The organism is Microbulbifer sp. YPW16, assembly GCF_021290385.1.
Classification (GTDB): Bacteria; Pseudomonadota; Gammaproteobacteria; order Pseudomonadales; family Cellvibrionaceae; genus Microbulbifer; species Microbulbifer zhoushanensis.
Genome location: NZ_CP089928.1, coordinates 3,306,486 through 3,319,799, shown reverse-complemented (window position 1 = coordinate 3,319,799; position 13,314 = coordinate 3,306,486). Strand labels below are relative to the sequence as shown.

Sequence of the window (13,314 nt, the reverse complement as noted above, 5' to 3'; positions counted from 1 at the left end):
CAAGTTACGTGATTCCCGCCATAAAAAAACCGGCGCAAGCGCCGGTTTTTTACTGCCAGGATCCTTTCGGCTCAGTCGACCAGGCCGTACTGGTCGCGGAGGATATCGATCAGCTCCGCCCGCGGATTGTCGGACAGCTCCAGCTTCTTGCCGATGATTTTCTCGGCAATTCCCACGTAGGTGGCAGACACATCCATCAGCATGGACTCCGGCAGCTCGTTGTCACGAGCCAGCGCCTGGCGCTCGTCCATGCGCTCCTTGTTCAGCAGGATATCCGGGTCCGGGAAGTAATCCAGCAGGGCCTGGCGGAAGCCCTCCTTGGAGTTCTCGACGATCTTGCCCTGGCGATACTGCTCACCGTCCCAGATGCGCGAGGAATCGGGCGTGCCCACCTCGTCCATGTAGATCAGTTTTTCCTTGCCGTCGGCATCGGTCACGTAACCGAACTCGAACTTGGTGTCGACAAAGATCTGGTCGAGCTTGGCCAGCTCGGCAGAGATCATGTCAAAGCCTTCTTTCAGCAGTTTCTCGTAGAGGTCGATATCCTCTTCGCTGCGGAAATTGAATGCCTCGACATTGTCCTCGATATTCTTGCGGGTGATGTTCACATCGTCCGCTTCCGGTACCCCCGGAATGCCCTTGAGCACGCCCTTGGTGGACGGGGTGATCAACAGCTCCGGCAGTTTCTGGTCCTTCTGCAGGCCATCCGGAATTTCGATACCACAGAACTCACGCTCGCCCTTGGCGTAGGCACGCCACATGGAACCGGTGATGTACTGCCGGGCGATGGCCTCGATCATGACCGGGCGCGCCTTTTGCACGATCCACACCAGCGGATGCGGGATATCCAGGATATGGCTGTCTGCCAGGCCGTTCTCGCGGAACAACCGGAACCAGTGGTTGGAAATCGCGTTCAGCGCCGCACCCTTGCCCGGCACACCGCGCATGCCACCCTCTCCTTTCCAGATGCAGTCGAAGGCGGAGATACGGTCGGAGATCACCATGACCGCCAGCGGAGCATCCGGGGCTACCGGGTAGCCTTTCTCCTCGATCAGGCGGCGGCTGTCCTCTTCAGTCAGCCAGTAAACCGAGCGGACCTTGCCGCTGTGGATGGGTTTGTCGGTGCGGATCGGCAGATCATCATTGACCGCCAGTACTTTATCAGCAAGGCTCATGGATCTTTCCTATTACCTGTGCGGGTGGGCAAAAATAAAGCGCGGGATTCTAACAAAAGTCCGCGCCGCGCACAGCTCCCCTGTGCGCGGGACCTTCTTCCTGATTTGAATGATAGAGAGCGAACCGGCCCGTAACTCCCTGCTAAACATAGGGTTAATTCGTGGTGTCGGCAGTCTCTTCCTCTTCAGCCTCTTCCCTCGCCTGCCACTCGGCCTGGTGTTCCGAAGTGGGCCAGGCATTCATAATCGCCTTGGCCAGGGTCGCGAGCGGGATGGCAAAGAAAACACCCCAGAAACCCCAGATACCACCGAATACCAGCACCGCCATGATAATGGCCACCGGGTGCAGGTTGACCGCCTCGGAAAAAAGCAGGGGCACCAGCACGTTGCCATCCAGTAACTGGATAATGCCGTAAGCCAGCATGAGGTAGAGGAACTCGCTACTGAGCCCCCACTGGAACAGGCCGATCGCCGCCACCGGGATGGTGACCACTGCGGCACCGATGTATGGGATCAGTACACTCAGGCCCACGGCCACTGCCAGCAACAGCGCATAGTTGACCCCCAGGATCAGGAAGGCGATATAGCTGACCACGGCAACAATACCGATCTCGATCACCTTGCCGCGGACATAGTTGGCCACCTGCTCATTCATCTCGTACCAGATCTGGCGCAACATCGGCCGGCGACTGGGCAGGAATGAGGCGCACCAGTTGACCAGCCGATCGGAGTCCTTGAGGAAAAAGAACACCAGGATCGGCACCACCACCGCGTAGATCAGGATACCGGCAAGAATCGGCAGGTTGGCGATGGAGAAGGTCAGCAGGGTCTGGCCAAGGGTGCCCAGCTCACTGCCAAGCGTATTGAAGACCTCCTGGATCTGCGCTGCAGATACCAGGGTGGGAAAACGCTCCGGCAACAGCAGCAATAGCTGCTGTCCCTGCTCCACCATATTGGGCAGCTCGGCAAACAGGCGCACCAGCTGGCGCCAGATAATCGGCAGGACGATAAACCCCAGCGCCGCGATGATTCCCACCAGCACCGTACAGGCGGTAGTCACCGCCGCCCAGTGGGGTGCGCCCCACGACTTGAGACGCTGCACCATGCCCTGCATCAGGAAAGCGATGATCAGCGCCGCCAGCACCGGTGCCAGCACCTGGCCCAGGGTCGCCAGCAGGACCAGGGCGCCCAGGAGCAGCAAAACCAGCAGGACCACTTCCTCCTGGCTGAAATAGCGGTTTACCCAATTGCGTACGATGGTCAGCATAGAATCTCTTCAGTCAGCGTTCGGCTCCCCGTGGCCCAGCGCACCGGCCCGCAGCCAGTAATGGAACTCCCCATGCCCGCGCTCGGCTTTCAGGAGAGGGCGACCGCTCAGCTCGGCAAAACTGTGGAAATCGCGCCAGGAGCCGGGATCTGTCGCCAGCACGCACAACAGCGTGCCCGCCGGCTGCTCCCGCAGGGCCCGGCGCATGGCCAGCAAGGGCTGCGGACACGGCAGACCGCGGGCATCCACGGTCACTGCCGGCTCGCCCTGCAGGGCATTGTCCCGCGCGCGGTCTGTGCTCATCTGCTCTCTGGCCACCAATTTCAGCGGGGCGCAGTATAACGCGGTTTAGCTGCCGAAATCCGTGCGCGATCACCCCCGCCGGACGCTGGACCCTGCAGTCTGTGAATAACCCATCGGTCATTTATAGTGGAAACGAGAACCATTCGTCGTCTGACTGGTCAAAACCTCGACAGTTCAACCAAGTTACGTATAGAGTTGGACCAGTATGAGGCGCAATCAAGCGGGCAGTATTCATCCATGACCGAGTTCTCCCTCCCCCAGTATCGATCCCGACCGCCATGCCAACACCGGGCCAGGCCGCGCTCGCTGTGGCAGCGCCTGTGCGCCCTGGCGGCACCGCTGGGCCTGGGTCTCGTGCTGGGTAGCGCGCCGCTGGCCGCCACCGCACAGGACGACCAGATCCGCCTGCCCCAGCTGGGCGATGCCAGCAGCGGGGTGGTATCACGGGGGCGGGAGAAGGAGCTCGGGCAAATGTGGCTGCGCATGTTCCGCAGTCAGGTCCGCACCTCCAATGACGCACTCCTGCAGCAGTATGTGGAAAATACGCTGCAGGGCCTGGCAGAGCATGCCCCCCTGGAAGACAAGTCGCTGGACGTGGTAGTAGTCAGAAACGAGACCATGAATGCCTTTGCAGTTCCGGGCGGCGTGGTCGGCGTGCATACCGGCCTGTTCCTGTTCGCAGAAAACGAAGACCAGTTCGCCTCGGTGCTGGCGCACGAGCTTGCCCACCTGAGCCAGCGCCACTATGCCCGTACACTCGAGGCCAAGCGCAACAGTACGCTGCCCACCCTCGCCGGAATGCTGGGCGCGCTGGTACTCGCAGCCACCGCCGGTGGCGATGCCGGCCTGGCTGCCATGACCGCCACCCAGGCGGCCGCACTGGACAGCCAGCTGCGCTTCTCACGCCAGAATGAACAGGAAGCGGACCGTGTGGGCATCGAGACCCTGGCCAAGGCGGGTATGGACCCCGAAGCGGCCGGGGAAATGTTCGAGCAGATGCTCAAGGCCACCCGTTACTACCGCCGCCCACCCGAATTCCTGCTCACCCACCCGGTCACGGAAAAGCGGATCGCCGACGCCAAGTTGCGCGCCAGTCGCATGCCGGATGTGCGCAGCGGTGACAGCCGCGAATACCACCTGATGCGCGCCCGCATCCGCGTGGCCGCCGAGCCCACACCGCAACAGGCGGTGAAGCGCTTCCAGGCGGAACTGCGCGGTATCAACGACAACGAGGACGCCGCACGCTACGGCCTGGCACTGGCCCAGACTGCCGCAGGCAAGCCGGACAACGCCCTCGAGACCCTGCAACCGCTGCTGGACCGGGAGCCGGACAAGGCGGCGTTCGTTCTCGCCCGGGCCGATATCGATATGGCCCGCCAGGCCTACGATAGTGCCACCCGCCGACTGGAGAGCGCCCTGCGGCGCAACCCCGGTGACCACGCCCTGACCATGGGCCTGGCCAACGCACACTTCAAGGCCGGCAACTACCTGGCGGCCGAGCGGATCCTCGAGAAGCACAGCCGCACCCGCAAGAAGGACCCGTCAGTCTGGTACCTGCTGGCGGAAACCCACGGCCTTGCCGGGGATATCGTCGGCGTGCACGAGGCGCGCGCCGAGTACTACATCCTCAATGGCGTTTTCGACAAGGCACTGCAGCACCTCCGCCACGGCATGCGCCTGGCCAAGAACAACTACCAGACCCACGCGATCCTGGAGCAGCGCTTCAAGGATGTGGTGGGCATGCAGCAGAAAGCCAAGGAACTCTAGGGCCCGCCTCTCTCCGCTGCTTCGGCAGGGCGCGCGGCGCAGATAGACCTTCCGGGCGCACACAAGGTGCGCCCCTGTCAGACTTGTTTTATCGCCCCACCCGGCCCCAGATCCCGTAGGGGCGCACCTTGTGTGCGCCCCGCATTGTATCCGCGCATCTTCATCCCCTGCGCTGATGTGGCACAGGCAGGCACCTATCGGAGTCCATCGATTACAGGGGGCACAGGCCGGGGCCAGATAAGGCACGGGATTGCCCCGTGCCAGGAGACGGGCTCAGTCGAGGGGTTTGCGGAAATCCAGCATGCGCTGCAGGGGTTTCATCGCGCGCTTGCCCAGCTCGGGATCCACCAGGATCTCGTTATCGCCACGCTCCAGCACCCCGCACAGGTTTTCCAGCGAATTCATCGCCATCCACGGGCAATTGGCGCAGCTGCGGCAGGTGGCGCCAGCACCCGCAGTGGGAGCCACGATCAGCTCCTTGCCCGGGCACTCTTTCTGCATCTTGTAGAAAATGCCCTGGTCGGTGGCGACGATAAAACGCTTCTCGGGGCGGGTCCTGGCCGCGTTGATGATCTGTGAGGTGGAGCCCACCACATCTGCCAGCTCCACCACTGCCGCGGGTGATTCCGGGTGCACCAGCACTACCGCGTCGGGGTACAGTGCTTTCAGGTCGGCCACACCCTTGGCCTTGAACTCCTCGTGCACGATACAGGAGCCATTCCACAACAGGACATCGGCACCGGTCTCGCGCTGGACGTAACTGCCCAGGTGCTTGTCCGGGGCCCACAGGATCTTCTCGCCCTGCTCGTCCAGGTGCTCGACCACATCCAGGGCGATACTGGAAGTCACCACCCAGTCCGCGCGGGCCTTCACGGCAGCGGAGGTATTGGCATAGACCACCACGGTCCGGTCGGGGTGGGCATCACAGAATGCGGAGAATTCTTCTGGCGGGCAGCCCAGGTCGAGCGAGCAGGTGGCCTCCAGGGTCGGCATCAGCACCCGCTTGTTGGGCGTGAGGATCTTGGCCGTTTCCCCCATGAACTTTACCCCGGCGACGATCAGCGTATCCGCCTGGTGCTCGGCGCCGAACCGGGCCATTTCCAGTGAATCGGAGACACAGCCACCGGTCTCTTCCGCCAGGGCCTGGATCAGCGGATCAGTGTAGTAATGCGCCACCAGCACGGCATTCTGCTCCTTCAGCAGGCGCTTGATGCGCTCGCGCCACAACTCCAGCTCCTCCTCGCTGTACTGGTGCACAGCCGGTTCGGCCAGGTGCGCCTGCACCACGGAACGGGAATCGATAGTCTGGGTGGAGAGGGGTTTCTGACTCATAGACACCTTCGAGCGGCGATAAACCGCGCATTATAGCGGTCCGCGACCGGGCCTTCCGACCGCGCAAGTCCATTTTAACGTATCCTGCGCCGCGTCCAGCCCGGCCGGGGCAAGGGGGGGCAGATACACAAAGGGCCGCCGTGCGGCAGCCCCCTGTCAAGATGGTGGGTCGTGCTGGATTAACCGTTGCGGCCTCAAAGGCCTTAACGGCCCGCCTTGCGGGCTTCGTCGCTGCGCTCCTCGTTGCTGGCGCCCCTTCGCGCGCGCCAGTCGAACCGGAGTTCTCATCCAGCAGAACCAACAACGCGGCACCCCGTCGGGGTGCCGCTTTTGTATGGTGGGTCGTGCTGGATTCGAACCAGCGACCAATTGGTTAAAAGCCAACTGCTCTACCAACTGAGCTAACGACCCCGAAAGTGGTGCGTATCTTACTGATCTGTTGCAAAAAAACAAATCTTTATCGCCGCGCCGGCTGCCGTGGATGGCGTGCTCGAAGGGCAATAAAAAAGGGCCGCCTGTCGGCGGCCCTTCGCAATATGGTGGGTCGTGCTGGATTCGAACCAGCGACCAATTGGTTAAAAGCCAACTGCTCTACCAACTGAGCTAACGACCCTTAATTTCCCTTACCGAGCGATGCCTCGATGTGAGGAGCTGCGTATCTTACTGATCTATTTCCGAAACACAAGACCCGACAGAAAAAAATTGTAGGGAATTGAACAGCTTACGCACTCCACGCCACCAGTGGGGATCAGCGCTCAGTGGCTCGCGTAGACTGTCGGGTCGTCCAGACCCGCCTCCGCAAACCCGGCGGCCCGCAGGCGACAGCTGTCACACTTGCCACAGGCACCGCCATCAGGCTGCGCCTGGTAGCAGGATACAGTCAAACTGTAGTCAACCCCCAGCCCGGTTCCGACCCGGACGATATCTGCCTTGGTCATTTGCATCAGGGGCGCGTGGATGTGCAGCCTGTGACCCTCGACACCGGCCCGGGTCGCCAGGTTGGCCATTTTCTCGAAGGCCTCGATATATTCAGGCCGGCAATCGGGATAGCCCGAGTAATCCACCGCATTGACGCCGACAAAGATATCCTGCGCCCCCAGGACCTCCGCCCAGCCCAGGGCGATCGACAGGAACACGGTATTACGGGCCGGCACATAGGTCACGGGAATACCGCCGGTCTCTTCCTCCGGCACATCGATCCCCTCATCGGTCAGCGCGGAACCACCGATCGTCCTCAGGTCCAGGGCCACCACCTTGTGTTCACGGGCACCCAGGTCGGCGGCCACACGCTGCGCCGCCTGCAGCTCGGCCTGGTGGCGCTGGCCATAGTCAAAGCCCAGCGCATAACATTCGTAGCCCTCTTCGCGGGCCATGGCCAGCACTGTGGCAGAATCCAGGCCGCCGGATAGCAAGACCACCGCTTTCTTTGCTGTCATCTCTTCCTCTCTTCCACGCGGGAGTCCCGGCACACTGGCCCCCGCCTACAACTCAGACGCCCGGGATATCGCCCCACAGGATCTTGTGCAGCTGTACCTGCATGCGCACCGGCAGGCCGTCCTCCAGGATCCATTCCGCCAACTGCCGCGCCGGCAACTGCTCGTAGCTCGGGGAGAAAAGCACTTCTCCCACCCGCTCCGGCAAACGGTACTGGTCCAGGGTAAATTTTGCCCAGTCGTAATCCGTCCGGTCACAGATGACAAACTTGACCTGGTCATTGCCGGTGAGGACATCGATATTGGCCATGCGGTTTCGATGCTGCTCTCCGGAAGCGGGTGTCTTGAGGTCCACCACCCGCGACACCCGCGAGTCCACGTCCTCTACCGGCATCGCACCGCTGGTTTCCAGCGAGACCCGGTAGCCGGCATCACACAGTGCAGTCAGCAGGGGCAGGCAGTTGGGCTGCGCCAGGGGTTCACCACCGGTGACACACACATGCCGCGCCGGATGGTCCTGAACCCGCTGCAGGATCTCTGCCAGGCTCATGCGCTCACCGCCATAAAAGGCGTATTCCGAATCACAGTAGGTACAGCGCAGCGGACAGCCGGTTAACCGCACGAATACGGTCGGCAACCCCGCGTCACGGGCCTCGCCCTGCAGGGAGTAAAAGATCTCACTGATCCGCAGTGACTCGTTGGAAAGATCAGTCATACACTCTCGTCTTTCGACCAGCCGGCCACCCGCGGGCTGCCAGCAACCGGCAGGCTGTCATTTACCCACCCCTGAAATAAGAAACGCCCGGGCGGCGAACCGTCCGGGCGCGGAATCATAGAACTTTTGTGGTCAAAAAACCAGCGACCACAACCCCCGGGCCCGGCCTTGCAGGCGGCCCGGAAGAGCTATCAGAGATTTTCTTGCAGGTACTTCTTCGCCAGCTTGGCAGCACGGGCATCGCTGGCAGCAACCTGCTCAAGCAACTCCCTGGCCTGCTGGTCATCACCCAACTGGTGGTACACCGTACCCAGCTTGTAACGGCCATCCCATACCTTGTTGGACTCGGGGTAGCCATCCAGCAGCGCGGTAAACCATTCCCGCGCCTTCTCCAGGTTACCCTGGACCAACGCGATTTCACCCAGCCAGTAGTTGGCATTGGGGGCGTACTTGCCGTTGGGGTAATCCTCCAGCAGCTTCTCGAATTCGACACTGGCGGCGTCGAACTTACCCTCACGGGCGAGACCGAAACTGGACTGGTAGCGCTCCCGCTCATCGTCACTGGCGGCCGGACTACCGGTATCCGCCGGGCGGCTGGCATCACCACCGGACTTAGCGTCATCGCCTGCTGCCGGAGGCTGCTCCGCCGGCGCGGCGCCAGACAGGCGTGCAATGCGCCGATCCAGGTCCATATAGTCCTCGGTGCGCTGCTGCTTGAGACGCTTTACCTCGTGGCGCAACTCCTCCACAGCGCCGCGCAGCTCGGAGACTTCCTGCTGCAATACCTGCATCTGGTAGTAGGCATCGGCCTGCGGATTACCCTGGGCGCGGGGACGAGCGGAAACCGGCGCGCGCGCGGTACGCGCGTCTGCGTAGGTGGAATCCTGCTCATAGGCGGGCGCCGCGTTGCCGCTGTCATTACCCAGCTCGACAATCGGCGCCTGCGAAAATACGGGCGAAGCCGCAACCATAGTGGCTGCGGCTAGCGCGACTCTCCCAAGCAAAGGCTTGGGAGAAAATCGAATCGATAAGTTCATCGCTACAGGCAATTACTTAACGATTACAACGCGACGGTTCATGGCACGGGCGCTCTCGCTGGAGCCAGCCTGAGCCGGACGCTCTTCACCGTAGCTGATCACTTCCAGGCTGGCAGCGTCTACGCCCTGCAGCACCAGGAAGTCACGAACGGCGTTGGCACGACGCTCACCCAGTGCCAGGTTGTACTCGCGGGTACCCAGCTCGTCGGCGTGGCCTTCCAGGCGTACTGCCTGGGCGCTGCCACGCAGGCGGTCCGCGTGGGCAATCAGCAGCTCGCGGGTCTCCGGCTTCAGCAGGGACTCGTCAAAGTCGAAGTAGACAACGTTGTCCAGGGGCACGGCAGTTTCCGGCTCCGGCGCGGTGTCGACAACCGGCTCGGTGGGCTGTTCTACCATCTGCTGCTGGGCAGTGTCGTCGGTGTCGGTGCTGGAACAACCAGCCATGACAGCCAGTACACACGCCAGGCCAAGACCAGTTTTTACTGATTTAAACATAAGCAACTCCGCTTTTAAGTGTTATCGAGAAATCCACAAGGTTCAGATTTTGTCTATTTTTTACAACTGCGACCGATACGCCAGTCACAAACAGCGTATCGGGCAGGTCCCAATCAGTCGAAATAGGGCGACCAGGCCGGTTCACGTACATCCCCGCTACGAGAGGGCAGCCTGTACTTCACCCCGGCATCCAGCGAAACCGCAGCCAGAATACCTTTGTCCCCACGCTTGGTGGCGTACATCAGCATGGCACCATTGGGCGCGATGCTGGGGGACTCGTCCAGACGCGTTTCCGTGAGGACCCGCATCCTGCCGGAGACGATATCCATCGTGGCAATAGTGAACACCCCCCTGCTCCGATGGACCATCACCAGCGTTTTACCGTCGGGAGAGACCCGCGGCCTCGCGTTGTAGTCGCCATCGAAGGTTAAGCGGTCTACTTGACCGGTGGCAAGAGTCAATTGGTAAATTTGTGGCTTACCTCCCCTATCAGAGGTGAAAACCAGCGATTTACCGTCCGGCATCCAGTTCGGCTCGGTGTCAATGGAGAAGTGCCGGGTCATGCGGGTGAACTTGCCACTGCGCAGATCCAGTACGTATATCTCCGGGTTGCCGTCCTTGGATAGCACCATTGCCAGCTTGCTCCCGTCCGGCGACCAGGTGGGCGAGCTGTTGATCCCCTTGAAGTTGGTCAACTGCTGGCGCGCACCGGTACGCAGGTTCTCACGGAAAATCGCCGGCCGCCCGGTTTCGAACGATACATAGGCCACTTCCTGGCCATCCGGTGACCACATCGGCGACATCACCGGCTCACTGAAGCGACGAATCACTTTCGGGCGCGCGCCGTCGATATCCGACCTGACCAGCGAATAGCTGGGCCGGCCACCGCGCCGTTCCTCCTGCACGTAGATCATCTCTGTAGAGAAGGCGCCCCGGATACCGGTGATCGCCTCATAGATCTCGTCTGCCGCGCGATGGGCAATATCCCGCAGCTGGCGACTGCCGCCGCTGACCTGCTTGGTGAACATAGTCTGTTGGCCGAAGATGTTCACCAGGTCGAAGGTCAGCAGGTAGCCGCTTGCCTGGGGCTCTATACGACCGGTAACGACGTATTCAGTTCCCAGGATTCGCCAATCCCTGAAAATAACTTCGTCCGGGGCCTTGGGGAAAGACAGCATGTCTTCCTTGGGGACCGGGGCGAACAGGCCGCTGCGGCGCAGGTCGGCTGAAATGATGTCGGAAACATCCTCCGACAGCACCCCGGTACCGGAGAAACTGAAGGGAGCCACGGCGATGGGTGTGGGATCGTCGATGCCGCTGGTGATATCCACCACCAGCTGTGCCCTGGCGCTCAGGCTGAGCGAGGCGACGACGAGTACGGCGACGAGCTTGAATAGGTTCTTTATCATTGGCGCAGATCTTCGACTCGGAAATTCAACAGGGTTGTTCGTACCTCGCGCTCAAAGACCGTCGGCTCCTCCCGGGCCAGCTCTGCCACTTCCGGGAAAGTCTCGACCCGGCGAATGGCGGTGAGCACTGAGCGGTCCAGCGCGGCATTACCACTACCTTCTACAATGTTCGCCGCGACGACGCGGCCGGTGGGGACAAAGTTGATCTTGACCACCGTCAGCATGCCGTTGCGGGCACTGGGCGGACGACTCCAGACGGACTCGATCCGCTGCTGGATCGCCTGCGCCACGGACATCACCGCCTGGGCGTCCTCGCGCGCGTCCAGTAACTCCTCTTCTTCTTCGAGCGCCTCCTCGAACGCGCTCTTGCGCTCCTGCTCGAGCCGCTCCTTGCGCTCACGCTCCTTGCGCTCTTTTTCCTTGCGGGCCTTTTCCTCAGCGGCCTTGCGCTTCTTCTCGGCCTCGGCCTTGCGTTTTTTCTCGGCCTCCTGCTTCTTCTTGCGCTCCAGGGCGGCCCGGCGCTCGCGCTCGGCCTCCGCCTCGCGCTGGCGCTGCAGCTCCTGCTGGCGGCGCTTTTCGCGCATATCCACCTTGGGCGGGGCCTTCTTCTGCTTGACCGTCGCCTCTACGGTAACCAGTTTGGCCTGCACGAACTTGGGCATCTGCCGCTTCTGGGGCTCGTTCGAGGCCTCCCAGCCCAGCGTCAGCACGGCAATCAGCAGGCCGTGGAACGCCAGGCTGGCGACCACCGGCAAGATATAGGAGCTGGCGTTATTCATAATGCTCGCTCACGCCACCCCTACTCTGCCGGAGGCTCGGTAACCAGGCCCACGCTCGGCGCACCGGCGGCCTGCAGCTGGGTCATGGCGCCGACAATCAGGCCATACTTGGCATCGGTATCTCCCCAGACCAGTACCGGCGTCTTGGGCTTTTGACGCAAAACCTTGCCGACAGTTTCCCGGATCTCGTCCATCGGCTTGGCAACTTTCTCGTCGTCGCCCAGGTTGAGGTAATAGGTACCATCGGCGCGCACGGAAACAATCAGGGGCTCATCATCGGTATCGTCGATCGGCGCCGAGGGCGCGTCCGGCAGGTCAACCTTGACGCCCTGCATCAGCAGTGGCGCCGTGACCATAAAGACGATCAGCAGCACCAGCATCACGTCGATATAGGGTACGACGTTGATTTCAGACACCAGTTTGCGCTTGCCGCCCTTGCGAAAAACACTCATGACAATCGTCCGGTCGCGTTAGCTGGAGTGCACTTTGCGGTGCAGGATCGAGGAGAACTCTTCGGCGAAAGTCTCATAGCTGGACAGCAGCCATTCCGCCTTGGCAGAGTAGCGGTTGTAGGCCATCACCGCGGGGATGGCGGCAAACAGCCCCATGGCGGTGGCCACCAGCGCCTCACTGATACCCGGCGCCACCGTGGCGATGGTGGCCTGGTGCATGGTGGCCAGGCCGCGGAAAGAGTTCATGATGCCCCACACGGTACCGAACAGGCCGATATAGGGGCTTACGGAACCCACCGATGCCAGGAATGGCAGGTTCATCTCCACTTTCTCCTGCTCACGGGACATGGCCACGCGCATGGCCCGCTCGGTGCCCTCCATGACGGCCTCGGGGCTGCTGCGGCCCTGCTGACGCAGGCGGGTGAATTCGGTGAAACCGGCACGGAACAGGGACTCGACGCCGTCGACCTTGCCCTTCTCGGCACGCACATTGCCCTCGCGGAACAGCTGGTTCAGGTCGGCCCCGGACCAGAAGCGGCGCTCGAAGTTGGTCAGCCCTTTCTTGGCGCGGGTCAGGTAGAGGCCGCGCTGGATGATCATCACCCAGGAAATCACCGAGGCCAGCAGCAGTAGCAACATCACCAACTGCACCAGCAGACTGGCGTTCTGTATCAGCCCCCACAGGGAAAGTTGTTCACCGGCGTTCATGTCTTAGTTCACTGCCTTCAATGCTTTATAGATAGATTCGGGAAGCGCGCAGGGTCTGCGGCTGTCATCTGCGACACAGGCGACTTTGACCACGCCCTCGCAGATAATTTCATCGTCGCGCCAGATTTTTTGTTCAAATGTCACTGCCGCGCGCCCAAGTTTGCCAATCGCCGCCGTTGCCCGCAATGCATCGTCCAGCCGCGCCGAGCGCCGGTACTGGATTTCCGCCGAATGCACCACCAGCAGGAGCCCCTGCTGCGGCATGGCGGGCTTATCATAACCGAGCGAACGCACGAATTCTGTGCGCGCGCGCTCCATATACTTCAGATAATTGACGTAATACACGATTCCACCCGCGTCGGTGTCCTCGATATAGACACGCAGGGGGATGCTGAAAACTTCTGCCACGTGGGTCCTTATTATCTCTGCTGGCGGCCCGCGG

General features: G+C 61.6%; 14 protein-coding genes and 2 tRNA genes. 1 reads left to right on the top strand and 15 read right to left on the bottom strand.

Annotation, left to right across the window (positions count from 1 at the left end; genetic code table 11):
• Positions 1–71: 71 nt before the first annotated feature.
• The 3 genes from LVE68_RS14450 to LVE68_RS14440 form a co-directional block, all read right to left on the bottom strand.
• The gene (locus tag LVE68_RS14450; protein WP_232941123.1) at positions 72–1,175 is read right to left on the bottom strand and encodes a phosphoribosylaminoimidazolesuccinocarboxamide synthase; all 1,104 of its coding nucleotides are present in this window, start codon (positions 1,173–1,175) and stop codon (positions 72–74) included.
• 154 nt (positions 1,176–1,329) lie between these two features.
• Positions 1,330–2,442, bottom strand: a complete 1,113-nt coding sequence (locus LVE68_RS14445) for an AI-2E family transporter (protein WP_232941122.1) — start codon at positions 2,440–2,442, stop codon at positions 1,330–1,332.
• 9 nt (positions 2,443–2,451) lie between these two features.
• On the bottom strand, positions 2,452–2,745 hold the full coding sequence (locus LVE68_RS14440) for a sulfurtransferase TusA family protein (RefSeq protein ID WP_232941120.1): 294 nt from the start codon (positions 2,743–2,745) through the stop codon (positions 2,452–2,454).
• Positions 2,746–2,982: 237 nt separating this feature from the next.
• Here LVE68_RS14440 and LVE68_RS14435 point away from each other — a divergent pair, with 237 nt between their 5' ends.
• On the top strand, positions 2,983–4,512 hold the full coding sequence (locus LVE68_RS14435) for a M48 family metalloprotease (protein ID WP_232941119.1): 1,530 nt from the start codon (positions 2,983–2,985) through the stop codon (positions 4,510–4,512).
• Between the two features lie 273 nt (positions 4,513–4,785).
• Here LVE68_RS14435 and nadA read toward each other — a convergent pair whose 3' ends face one another.
• From nadA to ybgC, 12 genes are all read right to left on the bottom strand, one after another.
• A complete protein-coding gene (gene nadA / locus LVE68_RS14430; protein ID WP_232941118.1) occupies positions 4,786–5,844 on the bottom strand; it encodes a quinolinate synthase NadA in 1,059 nt (352 codons plus the stop codon).
• Between the two features lie 335 nt (positions 5,845–6,179).
• Positions 6,180–6,255: transfer RNA gene (locus LVE68_RS14425), tRNA-Lys, on the bottom strand.
• A 126-nt stretch (positions 6,256–6,381) separates the two neighbouring features.
• A tRNA-Lys gene (locus tag LVE68_RS14420) sits at positions 6,382–6,457 on the bottom strand.
• A gap of 142 nt (positions 6,458–6,599) precedes the next feature.
• Positions 6,600–7,280: a 7-cyano-7-deazaguanine synthase QueC gene (gene queC, locus LVE68_RS14415; RefSeq protein WP_232941117.1), complete on the bottom strand. Its 681-nt coding sequence runs from the start codon at positions 7,278–7,280 to the stop codon at positions 6,600–6,602.
• 52 nt (positions 7,281–7,332) lie between these two features.
• Positions 7,333–7,992: a 7-carboxy-7-deazaguanine synthase QueE gene (gene queE / locus LVE68_RS14410; RefSeq protein WP_232941115.1), complete on the bottom strand. Its 660-nt coding sequence runs from the start codon at positions 7,990–7,992 to the stop codon at positions 7,333–7,335.
• A gap of 191 nt (positions 7,993–8,183) precedes the next feature.
• Positions 8,184–8,963 carry a YbgF trimerization domain-containing protein gene (locus LVE68_RS14405; RefSeq protein ID WP_232941113.1) on the bottom strand — a complete coding sequence of 260 codons (780 nt, stop codon included), beginning with the start codon at positions 8,961–8,963 and terminating at the stop codon, positions 8,184–8,186.
• Positions 8,964–9,041: 78 nt separating this feature from the next.
• Positions 9,042–9,524, bottom strand: coding sequence for an OmpA family protein (locus tag LVE68_RS14400; RefSeq protein ID WP_232941111.1), 483 nt, complete (start codon positions 9,522–9,524; stop codon positions 9,042–9,044).
• A 113-nt stretch (positions 9,525–9,637) separates the two neighbouring features.
• A complete protein-coding gene (tolB, locus tag LVE68_RS14395; protein ID WP_232941110.1) occupies positions 9,638–10,933 on the bottom strand; it encodes a Tol-Pal system beta propeller repeat protein TolB in 1,296 nt (431 codons plus the stop codon).
• A complete protein-coding gene (gene tolA, locus LVE68_RS14390) occupies positions 10,930–11,712 on the bottom strand; it encodes a cell envelope integrity protein TolA (RefSeq protein ID WP_232941109.1) in 783 nt (260 codons plus the stop codon). Before tolA ends, tolB begins: the two co-directional genes overlap by 4 nt.
• A 20-nt stretch (positions 11,713–11,732) precedes the next feature.
• Entirely contained in the window at positions 11,733–12,164 is a 432-nt protein-coding gene (gene tolR / locus LVE68_RS14385) for a protein TolR (protein ID WP_232941107.1), read from the bottom strand.
• A gap of 18 nt (positions 12,165–12,182) precedes the next feature.
• Positions 12,183–12,872, bottom strand: coding sequence for a protein TolQ (gene tolQ / locus LVE68_RS14380; RefSeq protein WP_232941106.1), 690 nt, complete (start codon positions 12,870–12,872; stop codon positions 12,183–12,185).
• A gap of 3 nt (positions 12,873–12,875) precedes the next feature.
• Complete coding sequence (gene ybgC, locus LVE68_RS14375) at positions 12,876–13,280, bottom strand: tol-pal system-associated acyl-CoA thioesterase (protein WP_232941104.1); 405 nt, start codon at positions 13,278–13,280, stop codon at positions 12,876–12,878.
• Positions 13,281–13,314: the final 34 nt, after the last annotated feature.